The organism is Staphylococcus arlettae (genome assembly GCF_002902345.1).
GTDB lineage: Bacteria > Bacillota > Bacilli > Staphylococcales > Staphylococcaceae > Staphylococcus > Staphylococcus arlettae.
Map to the genome: position 1 here is coordinate 415,588 of NZ_PPQB01000010.1, position 18,491 is coordinate 434,078.

Here is an 18,491-nt window from a genome sequence, read left to right on the forward strand (position 1 = left end):
ATGAAATGGTATGGCAAGTTATATATTGGTATTTTAATAGGCATTTTATACATACCTATTATATTTTTGATGGTGTATTCATTTAATTCTGCCGGCAATATGATCCATTTTGAAGGGTTTACCTTAGAACATTATCAAGCTTTGTTTCACAATAATAAACTGCTATCTGTAATTTTTAATACAATAGCAATTGCTTTAATTGCTGCTGCTATCTCTACTGTTATTGGTACGATGGGGGCGATTGGTTTATACCATTTGAGAAATAAGCAATTAAAAGTTTCCTTATTGACTTTGAATAATGTCTTGATGGTATCTTCTGATGTCGTAATTGGCGCTTCATTTTTAATCATGTTTACGACAATAGGGCACTTTACAGGGTTAGGATTAGGTTTTACTACTGTGTTAATTTCTCATATCGCATTTTGTATACCAATCGTAGTAATTATAGTGCTACCAAGACTATACGAAATGAATAGTAATATGATTCGTGCAGCTAGAGATTTAGGTGCTACTGATTATCAAGTGTTAAGCAAAGTGATGTTACCACAGTTATTTCCTGGTATTTTAGCAGGTTTTTTTATGGCATTAACGTACTCCTTAGATGATTTTACAGTAAGTTTTTTTGTAACAGGTAATGGTTTTAGTGTATTATCAGTTGAAGTCTATGCCATGGCAAGAAAGGGCATTAGTATGGAAATTAACGCTATCTCTACCTTGCTCTTCGTAATTATTATAGTTGGGGTTATAGGTTATTACACTGTTCAAAATATAGTGACACGTAATCATCATCGAAAGTGAGGTATGGAATCGTGAAATATGTGTTACAATTAATATTTACTGCTTTATTCGTTGGTCTATTAGCCCTATATATTAGTCATGAATTGACTACAGGAGATACAACTAAAAAGACTGAAAAAATTAATGTTTATAACTGGGGAGAATATATCGATCCTGCATTAATTAAACAATTTGAACAACAGACAGGAATACAAGTAGTCTATGAAACATTTGATTCCAATGAAGCAATGGAAGCTAAAATACGTAATGGCGGAACAAATTATGATGTTGTGTTCCCAAGTGACTATACTGTGCAAAAAATGACTAGAGAAAAATTATTATTACCAATTGACCATTCAAAAATACCAAACATTAAAAATCTTGATAAACATTATATGGATATGCCATTTGATCCAAAAAATCAATATTCTGTACCATATTTCTTTGGTACTGTGGGTATTATATATAATACCAAGGCATATCCTAATGATAATTTTACTTCATGGGAAAGTTTGTACAACCCAAAATATGAGGAAGATATTTTATTGGTTGATGGTGCACGGGAAATTATAGGATTATCTTTAAACAAATTAGGTTATAGTTTAAATGATAAGAATCCTCAACATTTACGACAAGCAGAACAAGATTTAACACAATTAGCTCCTCAAATTAGAGGGGTAGTTGGTGATGAAGTAACTATGATGTTAGAACAACATGAAGCAAACATTGCGGTTGTATGGAGTGGTGTTGCAGCACCTATTATTCAAAATAATCCAGATTTTAATTACGTAGTCCCTAAAGAAGGGTCGAATTTGTGGTTCGATAATATGGCCATTCCTAAAACAGCACAAAATAAAGCAGGAGCTTATAAATTTATGAATTTCCTGTTAGATAAAAAAGTAAGTAAGCAAAATACTGAATGGGTAGGTTATGCAACACCTAACAAACAAGCTCGAGAAGCATTACCCGAAGAAATTAGCGATGATCAACGTTTTTATCCTAATCGTACTACCCAAGAGCGTTTGGAAGTTTATGAAGATTTAGGACAGAAAACACTTAGTGAATATAACGAAAAATTCTTGAATTTTAAAATGTTATTAAAATAAAGAAAGTTAGTAGTTATTTTCATTTGTTTTCGATATAATGATTTGACTAGTAATATAAGGAGTTGTAGATACATGTCAGGAGAGCAATATATGCAAGTTAGACGTCCTGTGAGTAGGTTGGCAGAAAAAGTATTAGGTTGGTTAAGTTGGGTATTTTTATTACTCTTAACAATTGCTACTATGTTTGTCGCCTTAGTTTCATTTAGCAGTGAAACGTCCATCCAAAACTTAGAAACTTCATTGAATGGTAATCAATTCATACAACAAATTTTAGCGAATAATAGTATGACAACAACACAAGCAGTTATTTGGTTACAAAATGGTATATGGGCTGTAATTGTCTTTTTAATTGTATGTTTGTTGATTTCATTTTTAGCACTTATTTCAATGAATATTAGAATGTTATCTGGTTTCTTGTTTTTAATTGCTACACTCATTACTTTGCCATTAGTGCTATTATTTGTAACACTAATTATTCCTGTATTATTTTTAATCGTATCGATTATGATGTTTGCAAGAAAAGAGAAAGTAGAAGCTATACCGGCTTATTATGGTTACGATGATGACTATGAAGATGACGTGTATGAACCTGCTAAAAAACGCAGAAACGGTAGAGTTCAACAAGAGACGACAGTTGAACCAGAGCCAGAACCAGAAGAACAACACAGTGAACCTGTTGAAGACGTCGAAGCAGATACAGAGAAAAACTCATTACGTCGTGGTGGATATAGTTCAGAAGTAGCTCGACAAGTGAATGCTGATATAGCTGACGAAGAACCTCAAGTATTATCTAGACAAGCTAAATATAATTACAAAAAGAAAAAAGATGATAATACGCATGATGATGATTTTGGTCAAGTAAGCAGTGTCTACGGTGAAGGTAATGACGATTATGTATCTCAAGAAGAACAGAAAAAACAAGAAGAAATGCAACGTCAACAAGCCGAAGAAGAGCGTCGTAAACAGCAGGAAGCGGAAGAAAAGGCTCGCATAAAACAAGAGAAAGCAGAAGAAGCCCAAAGATTAAAACAGGAAAAGGCAGAGGAAAAATCTCGTATTAAAGAAGAAAAGAAAGAACGTAAAAAACGTATTAAAGAAAAACGCAAACAACAACCAAGTGCAGTGGCACAACGTAGAATGAACTATGAAGAACGTAAAAAAGTGACATCACAAGATGTTGATAATCAAGCTGAAGATACTCAGCAAGATGAAAAGGAAAAATAATTTAATTACTCTTAAAAATAGCTACTTACATTATCTTATGTAAGTAGCTATTTTATGTTGTCATTGAAAACAATTTCGGTATTTTTTACAACTCGAATAAATCGTACATGTTTGGGATTTTCTAAAAATTTGATAATATTAAAACGAGAGAAAGGATGAATAAGAATGAAATTAAAAGCTGAAAAAATTATGGCTTGGATAGCTAATGGTTTAAGTATTTTATATGTGATAATTGTTATTTTTGGATTGTTCTTATTGAAGTCTAATACCCAAGAATTTCAAGCCATGTTTGATGAAATAACACAGCAACAAGGACAAACTATATCTACCGATATGATGTATATGAGTTACATTATCCAAGTAGTGGCACTGGTGATAGTTAGTATTATTGCCATCATTGCAACATTGATTATGAAAGCTAATAGAGTTTTAGCGGCAAGTTTATTTATAGTTGTTGCAATTATAAGTTTGTTTGTTTCTAATTTAGTTGCTATGGTTTTATGGCTTATTGTGGCAATTCGCTTATTTACAAAGAAAAAAAATAAAAATGATGGAACGAGGGGTCAGTTTACTAAAGAGAATTCATGGAACCCCGAAGAAGAGTTGAAAGATAAAAAGAATGATCCTTATATTTACTAACAAAAAAACGCCAAGTGGTGAAGCACTTGGCGTTTTTCATTATGTAATATTAAAATTTATAAAATTGTAATAACTGAGTAAATGTATCTTCTAGAAATGTTAAAAAGGCTTTGTCGGACTTTAACTCATTCGCATTTGGTTCAAGTGTGCGAGCAACAAAAAATTCACCTTTTTTCACATTTTTAACTCGTTCTATTGCTTCTTGAATACTAGCATCATCCATATCTTTGATGTATGTTTTTTCTTGAGTCATATGATCTAAGCTAATACTATAATCAGCCGGTAATTGTTTTAAAGCATCCATATTATTTTCGAAGACAGCTACTTGTTGTCCTTTGTTTTTGGCTTCGTGCATAATACCGTACATCACAAATAATTGTGACTCAAAAAGTCCGATTTGAAAATGTGGTTGCATTTTATAACCACGTTTATTAGTAGCGAATGCTACCCACGTGTCTTTTGGTGGATTGACAACACGTCTTGCATGTTTGGCCACATGTGGATAAAAAGTTTCTCCTGTGGCAGTTTCAAGAAATTGAGAGAAATAATCTCCTAATTCATGCAATTGTGGTCTTATATTATCATCTAAGGCTGACATACGTGCGTCTAAACCTGGAATTGAAAAAGTTTTAAAGTCTTTGGGTTTAAAAGTATATTTTGTCATGTTGACCTCCTAATAGCAGTCTATTTGATGGTATTGTAGCATAAATTTCGACTGAAAAAATATAGTTATGCATAGATTGTTATTAATTAGACAAAAATAAAAGTGTATGTATACCACTAAAGCATTCCTTGAGAAATTTTAGGGTTTTAAAGTTTATAGTCGAGTTTAATAGTGTATTTACTGTATAATATGAAGCAAGGTAGGAGATGATATGATGACTGTATACGAATTTGCAAAAGGCTTGATATTAGAAGCAGGCAATAACGTTAGGAAGATTATGGATCAAGATCTTGAAATTGAGACCAAATCCAATCCTAATGATTTAGTTACGAATGTTGATAAGGCAACTGAACATTATATTTATGATAATATCATGCAAACTTATCCTAATCATGCTGTTATAGGTGAAGAAGGTCACGGACATGATTTAGTAGATATATCAGGCGTAGTATGGGTTGTTGATCCTATTGATGGTACGCTTAATTTTGTGCATCAAGGTGAAAATTTTGCTATTTCAATCGGCATTTTCCAAGATGGTCAACCGTATGCAGGTTTTGTTTATGATGTGATGAATGATGTGTTATATCATGCAAAAGTAGGTGAAGGCGCATTTGAAAATGAGACGCTATTACCGAGCATAAAGGATACACAATTAAAACAAAGTATTATTGCTATAAATCCCAACTGGTTAACTAAACCTAAATTAGGTGAAATGTTTAAACCAATAGTAGAAGATGCGCGCAGTGCAAGAGCATATGGCTCTGCAGCTTTAGAAATTATTTATGTTGCAACGGGTAAACTTGCTGCGTATATTACACCAAGGCTACAACCGTGGGATTTTGCTGGAGGACTAATTATTCTCCATGAAGTCAATGGGGTTGCTTCTAATTTAGCAGGAGCTACTTTATCTATTACATCTGCAAATTCCATTGTGATAGCAAATAAACAATTACACAATGAATTATTAACTTCTTATTTTAATTATCATCAAGACACGATTACTGTTTTACATGAGCGTATGCAGCAAAAATAAAAATAGAGAGCTAAGGTTACAAATCAACATAATGTTATTTGCGAATCCTTGCTCTCTTTTATTAAACAGTAAAGTACTGATTATAACCAGCCGTTTTCACGATATTTCTTTTTTAACGTAAAGCCAACGCCAAATGTTGCAATGAATAATATAAGTGTTAAAATCATCAGTGGAACATTTGTAGCTGCTAAGCTGAAACTAAACAATAATAAGAATACTATTGCTACTACTGAAAGTACCCAAAAAATTGCTTTAGATTTTTGTTGTTTTTGTTGCATCCCGACCACACCTTTATTGTTTTCTTTAACCAATTATATGATATAATAAAAAAGTTGCAATTAAAAGTGGGAATTTACTCAAGAAAGGAAAATAATTAATGACTCAAATTAGAGAAGATGTTCGTAATATAGCTATCATTGCACACGTAGACCATGGTAAAACAACTTTAGTAGATGAATTGTTAAAACAATCTGGTATTTTTCGTGAGAATGAACATGTAGACGAAAGAGCGATGGATTCAAATGATATAGAAAGAGAACGTGGTATTACTATACTAGCTAAAAATACTGCCGTAGATTATAAAGGGACACGTATTAATATTTTAGATACTCCTGGACACGCTGACTTTGGCGGTGAAGTTGAGCGTATCATGAAAATGGTAGACGGAGTGGTATTAGTAGTTGATGCTTATGAAGGTACGATGCCACAAACGCGTTTTGTGTTGAAAAAAGCGCTAGAACAAAATTTAAAACCTGTTGTAGTTGTAAATAAAATAGATAAACCATCTGCAAGAGCAGAAGCGGTAGTAGATGAAGTATTAGACCTATTTATCGAATTAGAAGCTTCAGACGAGCAACTAGAATTCCCAGTGGTTTATGCTGCAGCAGTAAATGGTACAGCGAGTTTAGATGCAGAGCAACAAGATGAAAATATGCAGTCATTATATGAAACAATTATTGATTACGTACCAGCACCAGTAGATAATCGCGAAGAACCTTTACAATTCCAAATTGCATTATTAGATTACAATGATTATGTGGGACGTATTGGCGTAGGACGTGTGTTTAGAGGAACAATGCGTGTAGGTGATAATGTTTCACTTATTAAATTAGATGGAACAATTAAAAATTTCCGTGTAACTAAAATCTTTGGTTATTTCGGTTTAAATAGAGTTGAAGTTCAAGAAGCCGTTGCTGGTGATTTAATTGCTGTATCAGGAATGGAAGACATTAACGTTGGTGAAACAGTAACACCTCATGATCATCAAGAAGCGTTACCAGTACTACGAATCGATGAACCAACATTAGAAATGACATTTAAAGTAAATAATTCACCGTTTGCAGGTCGTGAAGGTGACTTTGTAACAGCACGTCAAATTCAAGAACGTTTAGATCAACAATTAGAAACAGATGTATCATTGAAAGTTACGCAAACTGATTCACCTGATACATGGATTGTTGCAGGACGTGGAGAATTACATTTATCAATATTAATTGAAAATATGCGTCGTGAAGGCTATGAATTACAAGTTTCTAAACCACAAGTTATCTTAAAAGATATTGATGGTGTTACTTGTGAACCATTCGAACGTGTACAATGTGAAGTGCCACAAGAATATACTGGTGGCGTTATTGAGTCTTTAGGTCAACGTAAAGGTGAAATGTTAGACATGGCAACAACTGACAATGGCTTAACTCGTATCATCTTTATGGTACCAGCTCGAGGCTTAATCGGATATACTACTGAATTTATGTCACAAACGCGTGGTTATGGTATTATTAACCATACTTTCGAAGAATTTAAACCACGTATTAAAGGCTATATTGGTGGTAGAAGAAATGGTGCGCTCGTTTCAATGGATCAAGGTCAAGCAAGTGCATATGCAATTATGGGCTTAGAAGACCGTGGTACTAACTTTATGGAACCAGGTACTGAAGTATATGAAGGTATGATTGTTGGTGAACATAATAGAGATAATGATTTAACAGTTAATGTGACTAAAGTTAAACAACAAACCAACGTACGTTCAGCAACGAAAGACCAAACAGTGACAATGAAACGTCCAAGAGTCTTAACATTAGAAGAAGCATTGCAATTCATTAATGACGATGAATTAGTAGAGGTTACTCCTGAAAGCATACGTTTAAGAAAGAAAATCTTAGAAAAATCAGCTCGTGAAAAAGAAGCAAAACGTGTGAAACAATTAATGCAAGATGAAGAGTAACACAAAAATCCCAGTCCATGAAATTCATGGACTGGGATTTTTATGTTATCGATGATTAAATGTTGTATATTGATGGCGCTGTTTTGGGCGATCTAATCTACTTTTACATTCATCACACATAAATGTGTGCATCGGATCATTACGTAAACGTTTGGCTTCTAGAGTGTTCTCATCAATAAATACAGTTGTATCACAAATTATACACTGTACTTTAATCATTATTAAATCACCTCAATATGTGTTACATAGTCAAATTGGTGTGAATAGCCATTTTCCGGTGTATAGATAAAACTATTAACGGCGTTGTCTGTATAAAGACGTTTACCTTCATGCGCAAATTTGAAAAATAAATATGGTAATAATTCAATGTCTAATTCAATAGCATCTTGATCATTAAATAAACGAATTTTTGAAGCATCGTGTTTTGGTTCTGCATTTTTAAAAAATGGCGCCATATTAATTACGAATGTACCATCTAACATAGCATTCTTTTTATATTTAATTTCAGAATTTAGTGTTGGTGGATTTGTTTGACCTTCTAAAATGGCACGATTCCATTCACGGTTATCACTAAATTGAATGGGTTTGGAACCATCAAATACACCAGCTTCTAAATCTTCAATTTTGACTTTACGATCATCAAAAATCCAAGTTGTACTATCTAATGTAATTGGAAATTTTACTGCACCTTTAATTTGTATCATTGTCCCAGCTCCCTATGTTAAATTTATCGATTGTTGACACAACTATAAGCTAAATAAAGCTATAAATAGTAATGTGAAATTATGACTATTTTGTGAATTAATATTACATCATGATTACATTTTTATTAAAGATATAATGAATACTAAATAGCAAAATTCCAGTTGATAGTTATGCCTACTACTTTTTAGCCCTGTTTAAGTTAAGTAAAAAAGCGAAGTAATAAACATAAACAATACAATTTAATTTTACCACAGATGAAAGGGCGAAGTATATTACCTAAATTAACTTGCTTTTTAAATCTGTGTAAGATAGAATTTTAATATAAAGTTACATTTGATAGGGGGAGTATGTCATGGTAAAGAGTAAAAATTTAAATAGTGCGGCATATGACCAGTTAAATAAAGATGCAGATAGAATTCTCCAATTGATTAAAGTTCAAATGGATAATCTTACTTTGCCTCAATGCCCATTATACGAAGAAGTACTCGATACTCAAATGTTTGGCTTACAAAAAGAAGTCGATTTTGCAACACAATTAGGATTAATTGATAGAGAAGAAGGAAAAGCGCTCATGTTACGTTTAGAAAAAGAACTTTCAAAATTACATGATGCTTTTACCAATGTTTAATATAATGTATAAATAGAATTAAATGTTTGTTCATAGACAGATTATAAAATGAGTTTGATGACAGAAATAAAACTACATAAACAAATTTTTTAGCTAGAGAGACAATATTACAATTGAGCTTTCTAGCTATTTTTTATAAATAAATTAAAATTCCCTATGACTTTGTTCGAAACTATAGGCTAAAATTTGCTATAATGTACAATGTGCAATTTAAATATAATTTAGAAGTTATACATATTATGCACAGTTAATAATGAAATCAATTAAGATTTATGGATTAAACTGTTACAAAAAAGATATTAATATTAGAATTGGATGAAATGTAAATGAAAAACATAAAGCAACTATTTCGACAAGTAGGTAAATATGCGCGATATATCGATTATCCGTTAGTTGTTACATATTTATTACTGTGTTTAATCGGGTTAGTTATGGTTTACAGTGCTAGTATGGTGGCAGCCACAAAAGGTTCATTAACAGGTGGTAACCCAGTTTCAGGAACTTACTTTTATACACGTCAACTGATGTATGTCATCATGAGTTTATGTATTGTCTTTTTCATGGCTTTTTTCCTGAATGTTAAATTTTTAGCTACCACTCGATTTCAAAAATGGATGATGGCGCTTTTAGTAATTTTGTTATTAGCCACATTAGTAGTGGGAAGCAATATTAATGGTTCTAAAAGCTGGATAAATTTAGGATTTATGAATTTACAAGCATCCGAACTGTTAAAAATTGGTATCATTTTATATATACCATATATGATAGAAAAAAAGCGACCACGTGTCTTTACTCAACCTAAACTATTAACCTCACCTATTATTTTGGCAGGTTTTTGTATTGGTCTCGTCTTTTTACAACGAGATGTGGGACAAACATTGCTTATTTTAATTATCTTTTTCGCTATTTTATTTTATGCTGGTATTGGTGTTCAGAAGTCCATTAAGTACATATTAACTATTTTAGTTGGAGCGGTGATCATCGGTTCGTTATTACTATTATTAGGATTAGTACCGGACTATTTAACTGCTCGTTTCAGTACGCTAGCAAATCCATTTAGTACTGAAGAAGGTACTGGTTATCATATTGCCAATTCGTTATTGGCAATAGGTAATGGAGGATTGTTTGGTAGAGGACTTGGTAACAGTATAATGAAACTTGGTTATCTACCTGAACCACACACTGATTTTATCTTTGCGATTATTTGTGAGGAACTTGGTTTAATAGGCGGCTTGTTTGTCATTTGCTTGTTATTCTTTATTGTTTATCGAGCGTTTGAACTAGCTAATAAAACAAGCTCTTATTTCTATAAACTTGTCTGTGTCGGTGTAGCAAGTTATATTGGTAGCCAGACTTTCGTTAATTTGGGTGGTATTTCAGGAACTATTCCATTAACCGGTGTACCATTACCATTCTTGAGTTTTGGTGGCTCTTCAATGATTAGTTTGAGTATTGCTATGGGCTTATTGCTGATTACTGCTAAACAAATTAAAATTGATGAGCAGCGTCTTAAAAAGCAACAACAAAATAATCCGTTTACTAATAGACAACGGTGATTAACATAAAACAAACTTTACAAGGTAAACTGCCTGTAAAGTTTGTTTTTCTATCTCTAGAAAAATTATAATTGCTTAGCTTATTTGCATATAGTGATAAGTTTTTGTTATCAATAGTAATAACTTTTTTTAATTTTTAAAATGTGATAATATGATTAGAGATACGACAAATATACGTTTTATGGCATGATTTAGGTTATAGCCAAGTGTCTCTACAGTGAATTTTAGGTGTATAAATAAACGGAAATTTGCATTATCAATTTTAATCACTGTATACAAAGTTCGTATTTTGATATAATATAATGTATCTAATTATTTAGAAAATTTAAAATTTTAAGGGGGACCATGATTTGAGGAATATAAATAAATTACTAGTAGCCAATCGTGGGGAAATTGCAATACGTATTTTTAGGGCAGCGACAGAATTAGATATTTCGACTGTTGCAATTTATTCAAATGAAGATAAAGGTTCTTTACATAGATATAAAGCAGATGAGTCTTACTTAGTGGGAGAAGATCTAGGCCCTGCGGATAGTTATTTAAATATTGAACGTATTATAGATGTTGCTAAACGTGCAAATGTAGATGCTATACATCCAGGATATGGCTTTTTAAGTGAGAATGAAACATTTGCCAAACGTTGTGCTGAAGAAGGGATTAAATTTATTGGTCCACATCTTGAACACTTAGATATGTTTGGAGATAAAGTTAAAGCAAGAGAAACAGCAATAAAAGCAGATTTACCAGTTATACCTGGTACGGATGGCCCAATAGAAAGCTATGAAGCTGCACAAGATTTTGCTAATGAAGCAGGCTACCCATTGATGATTAAAGCCACAAGTGGTGGTGGCGGTAAAGGGATGCGTATCGTTAGAAGTAACGATGAATTAGAAGATGCTTTTTACAGAGCGAAATCTGAAGCTGAAAAATCATTTGGTAATAGTGAAGTTTATATTGAAAAATATATAGATAATCCTAAACATATTGAAGTACAAATTATGGGTGATGAACACGGTAATATTGTACATTTGTATGAACGTGACTGTTCTGTACAACGACGTCATCAAAAAGTAGTGGAAGTCGCACCTTCAGTTGCACTACCAGATGCATTAAGAGAAGAAATTTGTGAAGCAGCATTAGATTTATCACGCAAAATAAAATATGTGAATGCAGGTACTGTAGAGTTTTTAGTTTCAGGCAATGAATATTACTTTATTGAAGTGAATCCACGAGTTCAAGTAGAACATACTATTACTGAAATGATTACTGGTGTTGATATTGTTAAAACACAAATTTTAGTAGCTGATGGTGCATCATTATTCAGTGACAGTATAGCGATGCCACAACAAGAAGAAATACAAACTTTAGGTTATGCTGTGCAATGTCGTATCACAACTGAAGACCCAACAAATGATTTCATGCCAGATACAGGACGTATAATTGCTTATCGATCAAGCGGTGGGTTTGGCGTACGTTTAGATGCTGGTGATGGCTTCCAAGGTGCAGAAATTTCACCATATTATGATTCTTTACTAGTTAAACTATCTACGCATGGTATGAATTTCAAACAAGCCCAAGAGAAGATGGACCGCTCGTTACAAGAAATGAGAATTCGTGGTGTTAAAACAAACATACCTTTCCTTATCAATGTAATGCGTAATCCACAATTCATTAGTGGTGACTATACAACAAAATTTATTGAAAATACGCCAGAATTATTTAACATTGAGCCTACAAGAGACCGAGGTACTAAAACGTTAGAATATATTGGAAATGTGACTATTAATGGTTTCCCAAATGTTGATAAAAGACCGAAACCAGAATATGAAGCATCACCGATTCCTCGAGTAGATGGTAAAACGATAAGTCAACTTTCTGGTACTAAACAGATTTTAGATAAAGAAGGGCCAGCAGGAGTTACGAAATGGTTGAAAGAACAAGATGATGTTTTAATCACTGATACAACATTTAGAGATGCACATCAATCATTACTAGCAACACGTGTACGTACGAAGGATATGATGAATATAGCCTCTAAAACGTCACAAGTGATGCAAGATAATTTTTCTCTTGAGATGTGGGGCGGCGCAACATTTGATGTAGCTTATAATTTCCTAAAAGAAAGTCCTTGGGAACGATTAGAACGTCTACGTAAGGCAATTCCTAATGTGTTATTCCAAATGTTGTTACGTGCATCAAATGCTGTAGGATATAAGAACTATCCAGATAATGTCATCAAAAAGTTTGTGAAGGAAAGTGCTGAAGCGGGCATAGATGTTTTCCGTATATTTGACTCACTTAATTGGGTAGATCAAATGAAGGTAGCAAACGAAGCCGTGCAGGAAGCAGGTAAAATTTCTGAAGGTACGATTTGTTATACAGGTGATATTTTAAATCCTGAACGTTCTAATATTTATACAATTGATTACTATGTGAATTTAGCCAAAACTTTAGAGCGTGAAGGTTTCCATATTTTAGCAATTAAAGATATGGCAGGTTTATTAAAACCGAAAGCAGCGTTCGAATTAGTAAGTGAATTAAAAGCAGCTGTGAATTTACCAATTCATTTACACACACATGATACAAGTGGTAACGGCATATTAATCTATAAACAAGCAATTGACGCTGGTGTAGATGTTATTGACACGGCTGTTGCGACGATGAGTGGCTTAACGAGTCAACCAAGTGCTAACTCACTTTACTATGCACTTAATGGCTTCGATAGAAATATGCGTGCTGACATTGATGGATTGGAGACATTATCACATTATTGGGGAACTGTCAGACAGTATTATAGTGACTTTGAGAGTGATATCAAATCACCAAATACTGAAATATATAAACATGAAATGCCTGGTGGTCAATATTCTAATTTACATCAACAAGCTAAAAGTTTAGGATTAGGAAATCGCTATAATGAAGTGAAAGACATGTATCGACGAGTGAACTTCTTATTTGGTGATATTGTGAAAGTAACGCCATCATCTAAGGTTGTCGGAGACATGGCATTGTATATGGTTCAAAATGACTTAGACGAAGACTCGGTTATTAAAGATGGACATAAACTTGATTTCCCAGAATCTGTAGTGTCGTTCTTTAAAGGTGAAATAGGTCAACCTGTTGGTGGATTTAATGAAAAATTACAGAAAGTAATTTTAAAAGGCCAACAACCACTCACAGATAGACCGGGTGAATATTTACCATCAGTTGATTTTGAACAAGTAAGACAAGAGCTAGAGCAATTACAACTTAAAGATGTCACAGAACAAGACATCATTAGTTATGTGTTGTACCCTAAAGTATATGAACAATATATACAGACAAGAGAACAATTTGGTAATGTTTCGATACTAGATACTCCAACATTCTTCTTTGGAATGCGACACAATGAAACTGTTGAAATTGAGATTGATACGGGTAAACGTCTAATTATTACGTTAAAAGCTATTACAGAGCCAGATGATAAAGGTGTTAGAACGATATTTTTCGATATGAACGGTCAAGCACGTCGTATTTACATTCAAGATGAAAATGTAAAAGCGAATGCAAGTGTTAAACCAAAGGCAGATAAATTAAATCCAAATCATATTGGTGCTCAAATGCCTGGATCAGTCACTGAAGTTAAGACTAAAGAAGGCGAATCTGTTAAAAGTGGCCAAGCATTGTTAATTACTGAAGCTATGAAAATGGAAACAACAATTCAAGCTCCATTTGAAGGTGTAGTCCGTAAGATAACAGTGCAAAGTGGTGATGCTATTGAAACAGGAGATTTATTAATCGAAATTGAAAAAGAACCAGTAGATTAATTATAAAGATAAAAAAGAGAGGTGCCGTCTAGGAGCTTCTCGCACAACGTAAACTAACCTTAGGTGATGATTATTGCCTAAGGTTTGTTTATAGTTAATAGTTAATTTTAGTAAATAGCAGAGGTCTTTTAGATCAATGTTAGCTCTTTGGTATCACCAAATGGCTGAGGCAGTGCCCGCGGAAAGCGTGCACAAAAAAACTGCCAACAAAGTCGGTGGACTTTGTCGACAGTATAAGAGATGCGACGTCAAAGCGTTTCTCTTTTTTAATGATTTAATCAACCGCCACTTCGTATTGTTCGTAACATAAGAACGATGAAATAAGCGATTAGACCAAATAAAAACGTAATGAATAAAGCATGTAGTAATGCGATAAACAAATTAACATTCGTCATCATTGATAATGCACCAGTAATTACTTGTAAAATAACAAGGATAAATGCAGTAGTATATCCGTAACGAATTGTACGATTATGTTGATAATGATTTATGGCATGAATAAATGTTATTAAAATCCATACAAAAGCGATAAATGCCATACCTCTATGTGCAAAATTAACCCAGTCCGCCACATTATGTGGTATTAAATCATTAAATGGTAATGGCCATGCACCATATGCTAGACTTGCTTCTTTATGTCTAACTAATGCGCCCGTGTAAATTGTTAAATATACAATTACAGCCATAATCCAAGTATAAACACGTAAAGGTTTTCTGATAAATAACTCGTCAGCTTCATATTTTTGATCAATTTCATATATAATTAAAGTCAGTACGAAAACGGAAGAGAAACTTATTAAAGAGATACCAAAATGCAACGCTAAAACATAAGAATTTTGTTGCCACATTACAGCTGCTGCACCAATTAATGCTTGTAATAGTAAAAAGCCAACACTAATCATACATAAAGGTTTAACTTCTTTAATATGACCAATATGCTTCCAAGCAACGATTGTTAACCACAAGACAACCATTAAAGATAATCCTGAAACAGCTCTATGACTTAATTCAATTAATGTTTGTATTGGTAAGTTTTGTGGCAAAAATGCACCGTGACACAATGGCCAGTCTGATCCACAACCATCAGCTGAACCAGTTTTTGTAACTAACGCTCCACCGAGTTGTACAAAAGCCATAATAATTGTTGCTAAAATGGATAACCATTTTAGGTTTTGTTTTTTAAACAATAATGAACACCCCACTAAAAATAACCTGATTCAGACTAAAATTTCCAATACATAATAGTATAGTATAATTTACAAGTTTTGCAAAAAGTACAATAACTATAAAATGACTAGTAATTTATAGTCTTTAAACTCACTTAAAAACAATTATAACAAGAATAATTATATAAATTGTGTCTTAATCATGACGATTTTGAATGTCGCTAAAGTGTCACAAATAAATTTTATTAAATCTAGTCAACGCATTAAATATGCTTTATCATAGATATTATATGAGAAATTAGGAGGGGAACTATGAACAAAGAGCAAACTTTGTCACATTCAACAAGTCGTGTAACCTATAAAGAGTTACAACAAATTATCAAAATGGGACTTGTACAAGGTAACTTGATTCCTGCTTTCGCAGGTTCATGGCTGGCGATTGTTTTGGCAAACCATTCCTTCCTCATGTCAATACCACAAATTCTTATGATGTTAATAGGGTCAACATTAATTATGGGTGGCGCATGCGCGTTGAATAATTATTATGATCAAGATATTGACAGTATCATGCCAAGTAAACAAAAAAGACCAACTGTTAATGGCAGAATATCAGAAAGAAACTTATTACTGTTAAGTTTCGGCATGATGCTGATAGGGGAAGCGTTATTATTTGCATTAAATGTACCATCTGGAGTAATCGGTCTATTGGGCATAGTAGGCTATGTTTCTTTTTATTCAATTTGGTCAAAACGTCACACAGTATGGAATACTGTAATTGGTAGTTTCCCAGGGGCAGTACCACCACTTATCGGTTGGACTGCAATAGAAGGAAATATAAGTATGACAGCAATTGCACTATTTTTAGTTGTATTTTGTTGGCAACCAATCCACTTTTATGCATTGGCTATCAAGAGAAAAGATGAATACTCATTAGCGAATATTCCAATGTTACCATCTGTTAAAGGTTTTAACAGAACGCGTATAGGAATGTTTGTATGGTTAGTGTGTTTATTACCATTACCATTTTTATTTGCAGACTTAGGTGTTACTTTTATAATTTTAGCCACGTTGCTTAACTTAGGGTGGTTAGCAATGGGATTAACGAGTTTCAAGAAAAATGTAGATCAAACGAAATGGGCAACAAATATGTTTATATATTCTTTGAATTATTTAGTTGTTTTCTTTGTTCTTACAGTTATCGTTTCGTTAATTCAGATGTTTTAAATTTTAAATATAAGGATGGAACTTATGAATTTACCAATTTTACCGACTATAAGTACGTCATGTATTATTATTAGTGCAATATTAATCGCAATAGGCTGGCGATTAATTTGGAAACGAAACATAGAAGCACATAAAAAAGTAATGTTAACAGCAGCTGTTTTTGCACTTATATTCTTTATTATTTATGCCTCACGCACTATTTTTATAGGAAACACTGCTTTTGGTGGTCCTGATTCAATAGAGATATACTATACAATTTTCTTAGTATTTCATATTAATTTAGCAACAATTGGTGCAATTTTAGGTATAATTCAAATAATCACAGCATTTAAAGATAAATTTAACATTCACCGTAAAGTAGGGCCTGTAGCATCGATTATTTGGTTCTTTACAGCTATTACGGGTGTCGCTGTTTATTTATTGTTATATGTTATTTATCCTGGAGGAGAAACAACTTCTCTATTAAAAGCTACATTTGGAGGATAATTAACAGAACTCAAAGCTTAGCATAAGGCTAAGCTTTTTATTTTTGTACAATTTGAAGTGTAATCAATAGTCATCGAATTATTATTAGGCTAAACTGATACATCTAGGTTACTGTTAAACCATGATGAAGATTCTTGCTAATGACTTGATAAAATGTGTACAATGACCATATGATGAATTAGGTGGGTGAATGATGAATAAGCTAATAATAAAAGTTATTGGTGCTTTAGTTTTAATATTATTCCTAATTTATTTATTTTATTCTCCAAGATTAAAATTTGATGTATTAGAAAATCCAAATAACAATAGTAAACAAACAACGTCGAATAAAGATTACAAACAGCAAAAGGGAGATACAGAAAATAAAACACCTGAAAGTGGTGTAGGTACTTGGATAGGAAAAAATATTAATAATTTAACAGATAAATATGGTCAAGCTGATCGTGTTTATCCATATCAAAATGGATTTAAAACATATGTATTTAAAGATAAAGATCAGTATTATTTAGTTTCAGCGAAAAAGAACGTTATCAAGTCTGTCTATGCTACTGGAACAAAATCTGATGTATCGCCATTAAAAATATCAGATAATGCTTCGAGTGTGTTTGAAGATTTAACAATTAATCCAGAACCAACAATCTCAACGCAGAATAAAACATATGATTTAGAACTATCAGATGAAGATATGAAAACACAAACTTTAGTTAAATTTGATCATATGTATGCTCAAGTTTATACAGACCAACAAACTAACAAAATTGTTGGCGTTCGCTATTTAGATAGTGAAGCTTTAACAACTTTCAAACCGTATCAAACAGTGGAAAATGAAGAAGCTAATGACAAAAAAGAAAAAGAGCCTAAAAGACCATATGAACAAAATGCCAACCAATTAATGACTTTGTATGAAATCACTAATGAAATGCGTAAATTAAAAGGGGCAAAACCTTTAAATGTTAAGAATGAGCTATCTCATATAGCTTCATATAACTTATATGAGGCAACAGATTCAGAAAGTGTAGAATTTACAGAAGAAGCATTAAAACAACAACTAGATGCACGACAAATTCCATTTAATTCAGCGAGTCAAAACGTTGGATATGAATTTAATGATGTGCCAACGTTGATTCATAGTTGGTTAAATTCAGACATTCACCGTTCACGAATGTTGAACACTAAGTACAATACTATGGGTGGAGAAGTAATGGATGATTATTATACATTAATCTTTGTTGAAGATAAGTAAGGAGGATATA

Annotated in this window: 17 protein-coding genes; 12 read left to right on the top strand and 5 right to left on the bottom strand. The window is 32.7% G+C overall.

All coding sequences use genetic code 11. The features are described from left to right. From CD036_RS05765 to CD036_RS05780, 4 genes are all read left to right on the top strand, one after another. On the top strand, positions 1-798 hold the full coding sequence (locus tag CD036_RS05765; protein WP_103388157.1) for an ABC transporter permease: 798 nt from the start codon (positions 1-3) through the stop codon (positions 796-798). 11 nt (positions 799-809) lie between these two features. Further along, positions 810-1,883: an ABC transporter substrate-binding protein gene (locus tag CD036_RS05770; protein ID WP_002510829.1), complete on the top strand. Its 1,074-nt coding sequence runs from the start codon at positions 810-812 to the stop codon at positions 1,881-1,883. Between the two features lie 72 nt (positions 1,884-1,955). Further along, positions 1,956-3,107, top strand: a complete 1,152-nt coding sequence (gene auxB, locus CD036_RS05775) for a lipoteichoic acid stability factor AuxB (protein ID WP_002510828.1) — start codon at positions 1,956-1,958, stop codon at positions 3,105-3,107. 165 nt (positions 3,108-3,272) lie between these two features. Then, positions 3,273-3,746 carry a DUF4064 domain-containing protein gene (locus tag CD036_RS05780; RefSeq protein WP_002510827.1) on the top strand — a complete coding sequence of 158 codons (474 nt, stop codon included), beginning with the start codon at positions 3,273-3,275 and terminating at the stop codon, positions 3,744-3,746. Positions 3,747-3,795: 49 nt separating this feature from the next. Here the strand turns inward: CD036_RS05780 and CD036_RS05785 are convergent, their stop codons facing one another. After that, positions 3,796-4,410: a YktB family protein gene (locus CD036_RS05785; RefSeq protein ID WP_103388158.1), complete on the bottom strand. Its 615-nt coding sequence runs from the start codon at positions 4,408-4,410 to the stop codon at positions 3,796-3,798. Positions 4,411-4,624: 214 nt separating this feature from the next. Between CD036_RS05785 and CD036_RS05790 the strand changes: the two genes are divergently transcribed. Beyond that, positions 4,625-5,443 (top strand): inositol monophosphatase family protein, encoded by an 819-nt coding sequence (locus CD036_RS05790; protein WP_002510825.1) that lies wholly within the window; start codon positions 4,625-4,627, stop codon positions 5,441-5,443. An 80-nt stretch (positions 5,444-5,523) separates the two neighbouring features. Here CD036_RS05790 and CD036_RS05795 read toward each other — a convergent pair whose 3' ends face one another. Beyond that, positions 5,524-5,721, bottom strand: a complete 198-nt coding sequence (locus CD036_RS05795) for a DUF5325 family protein (RefSeq protein WP_002510824.1) — start codon at positions 5,719-5,721, stop codon at positions 5,524-5,526. A gap of 98 nt (positions 5,722-5,819) precedes the next feature. On the opposite strand from CD036_RS05795, the gene typA reads away from it, so the two are divergent. After that, positions 5,820-7,667: a translational GTPase TypA gene (gene typA, locus CD036_RS05800; RefSeq protein ID WP_002510823.1), complete on the top strand. Its 1,848-nt coding sequence runs from the start codon at positions 5,820-5,822 to the stop codon at positions 7,665-7,667. Between the two features lie 45 nt (positions 7,668-7,712). Here the strand turns inward: typA and CD036_RS05805 are convergent, their stop codons facing one another. Next, positions 7,713-7,886: a DUF2197 domain-containing protein gene (locus CD036_RS05805; protein WP_002510822.1), complete on the bottom strand. Its 174-nt coding sequence runs from the start codon at positions 7,884-7,886 to the stop codon at positions 7,713-7,715. Positions 7,887-7,888: 2 nt separating this feature from the next. Further along, positions 7,889-8,371 (bottom strand): hypothetical protein, encoded by a 483-nt coding sequence (locus tag CD036_RS05810; protein ID WP_021459041.1) that lies wholly within the window; start codon positions 8,369-8,371, stop codon positions 7,889-7,891. A 353-nt stretch (positions 8,372-8,724) separates the two neighbouring features. On the opposite strand from CD036_RS05810, the gene CD036_RS05815 reads away from it, so the two are divergent. The 3 genes from CD036_RS05815 to CD036_RS05825 all read left to right on the top strand — a co-directional run bounded on the left by CD036_RS05815 (position 8,725) and on the right by CD036_RS05825 (position 14,362). Then, positions 8,725-9,000, top strand: coding sequence for an Fpa/YlaN family protein (locus CD036_RS05815; protein ID WP_002510820.1), 276 nt, complete (start codon positions 8,725-8,727; stop codon positions 8,998-9,000). A 326-nt stretch (positions 9,001-9,326) separates the two neighbouring features. Next, a complete protein-coding gene (ftsW, locus tag CD036_RS05820) occupies positions 9,327-10,556 on the top strand; it encodes a cell division peptidoglycan polymerase FtsW (protein ID WP_021459040.1) in 1,230 nt (409 codons plus the stop codon). Positions 10,557-10,906: 350 nt separating this feature from the next. Further along, positions 10,907-14,362, top strand: a complete 3,456-nt coding sequence (locus tag CD036_RS05825; protein ID WP_021459039.1) for a pyruvate carboxylase — start codon at positions 10,907-10,909, stop codon at positions 14,360-14,362. Between the two features lie 278 nt (positions 14,363-14,640). Here CD036_RS05825 and CD036_RS05830 read toward each other — a convergent pair whose 3' ends face one another. After that, complete coding sequence (locus CD036_RS05830; RefSeq protein ID WP_021458950.1) at positions 14,641-15,549, bottom strand: COX15/CtaA family protein; 909 nt, start codon at positions 15,547-15,549, stop codon at positions 14,641-14,643. 291 nt (positions 15,550-15,840) lie between these two features. Between CD036_RS05830 and cyoE the strand changes: the two genes are divergently transcribed. From cyoE to CD036_RS05845, 3 genes are all read left to right on the top strand, one after another. Further along, the gene (gene cyoE, locus CD036_RS05835) at positions 15,841-16,752 is read left to right on the top strand and encodes a heme o synthase (RefSeq protein ID WP_002510873.1); all 912 of its coding nucleotides are present in this window, start codon (positions 15,841-15,843) and stop codon (positions 16,750-16,752) included. Positions 16,753-16,776: 24 nt separating this feature from the next. Further along, entirely contained in the window at positions 16,777-17,238 is a 462-nt protein-coding gene (locus CD036_RS05840) for a DUF420 domain-containing protein (RefSeq protein ID WP_002510874.1), read from the top strand. 193 nt (positions 17,239-17,431) lie between these two features. After that, on the top strand, positions 17,432-18,481 hold the full coding sequence (locus CD036_RS05845; RefSeq protein ID WP_021458949.1) for a CAP-associated domain-containing protein: 1,050 nt from the start codon (positions 17,432-17,434) through the stop codon (positions 18,479-18,481). Positions 18,482-18,491 lie beyond the last annotated feature (10 nt).

Coding starts and splice junctions, on each gene's coding strand:
- CD036_RS05765 (WP_103388157.1), top strand. CDS start 1: ATGAAATGGTATGGCAAGTTATATATTGGTATTTTAATAGGCATTTTA.
- auxB (WP_002510828.1), top strand. CDS start 1,956: ATGTCAGGAGAGCAATATATGCAAGTTAGACGTCCTGTGAGTAGGTTG.
- CD036_RS05780 (WP_002510827.1), top strand. CDS start 3,273: ATGAAATTAAAAGCTGAAAAAATTATGGCTTGGATAGCTAATGGTTTA.
- CD036_RS05785 (WP_103388158.1), bottom strand. CDS start 4,410: ATGACAAAATATACTTTTAAACCCAAAGACTTTAAAACTTTTTCAATT.
- CD036_RS05790 (WP_002510825.1), top strand. CDS start 4,625: ATGACTGTATACGAATTTGCAAAAGGCTTGATATTAGAAGCAGGCAAT.
- CD036_RS05795 (WP_002510824.1), bottom strand. CDS start 5,721: ATGCAACAAAAACAACAAAAATCTAAAGCAATTTTTTGGGTACTTTCA.
- typA (WP_002510823.1), top strand. CDS start 5,820: ATGACTCAAATTAGAGAAGATGTTCGTAATATAGCTATCATTGCACAC.
- CD036_RS05805 (WP_002510822.1), bottom strand. CDS start 7,886: ATGATTAAAGTACAGTGTATAATTTGTGATACAACTGTATTTATTGAT.
- CD036_RS05810 (WP_021459041.1), bottom strand. CDS start 8,371: ATGATACAAATTAAAGGTGCAGTAAAATTTCCAATTACATTAGATAGT.
- CD036_RS05815 (WP_002510820.1), top strand. CDS start 8,725: ATGGTAAAGAGTAAAAATTTAAATAGTGCGGCATATGACCAGTTAAAT.
- ftsW (WP_021459040.1), top strand. CDS start 9,327: ATGAAAAACATAAAGCAACTATTTCGACAAGTAGGTAAATATGCGCGA.
- cyoE (WP_002510873.1), top strand. CDS start 15,841: ATGAACAAAGAGCAAACTTTGTCACATTCAACAAGTCGTGTAACCTAT.
- CD036_RS05840 (WP_002510874.1), top strand. CDS start 16,777: ATGAATTTACCAATTTTACCGACTATAAGTACGTCATGTATTATTATT.
- CD036_RS05845 (WP_021458949.1), top strand. CDS start 17,432: ATGAATAAGCTAATAATAAAAGTTATTGGTGCTTTAGTTTTAATATTA.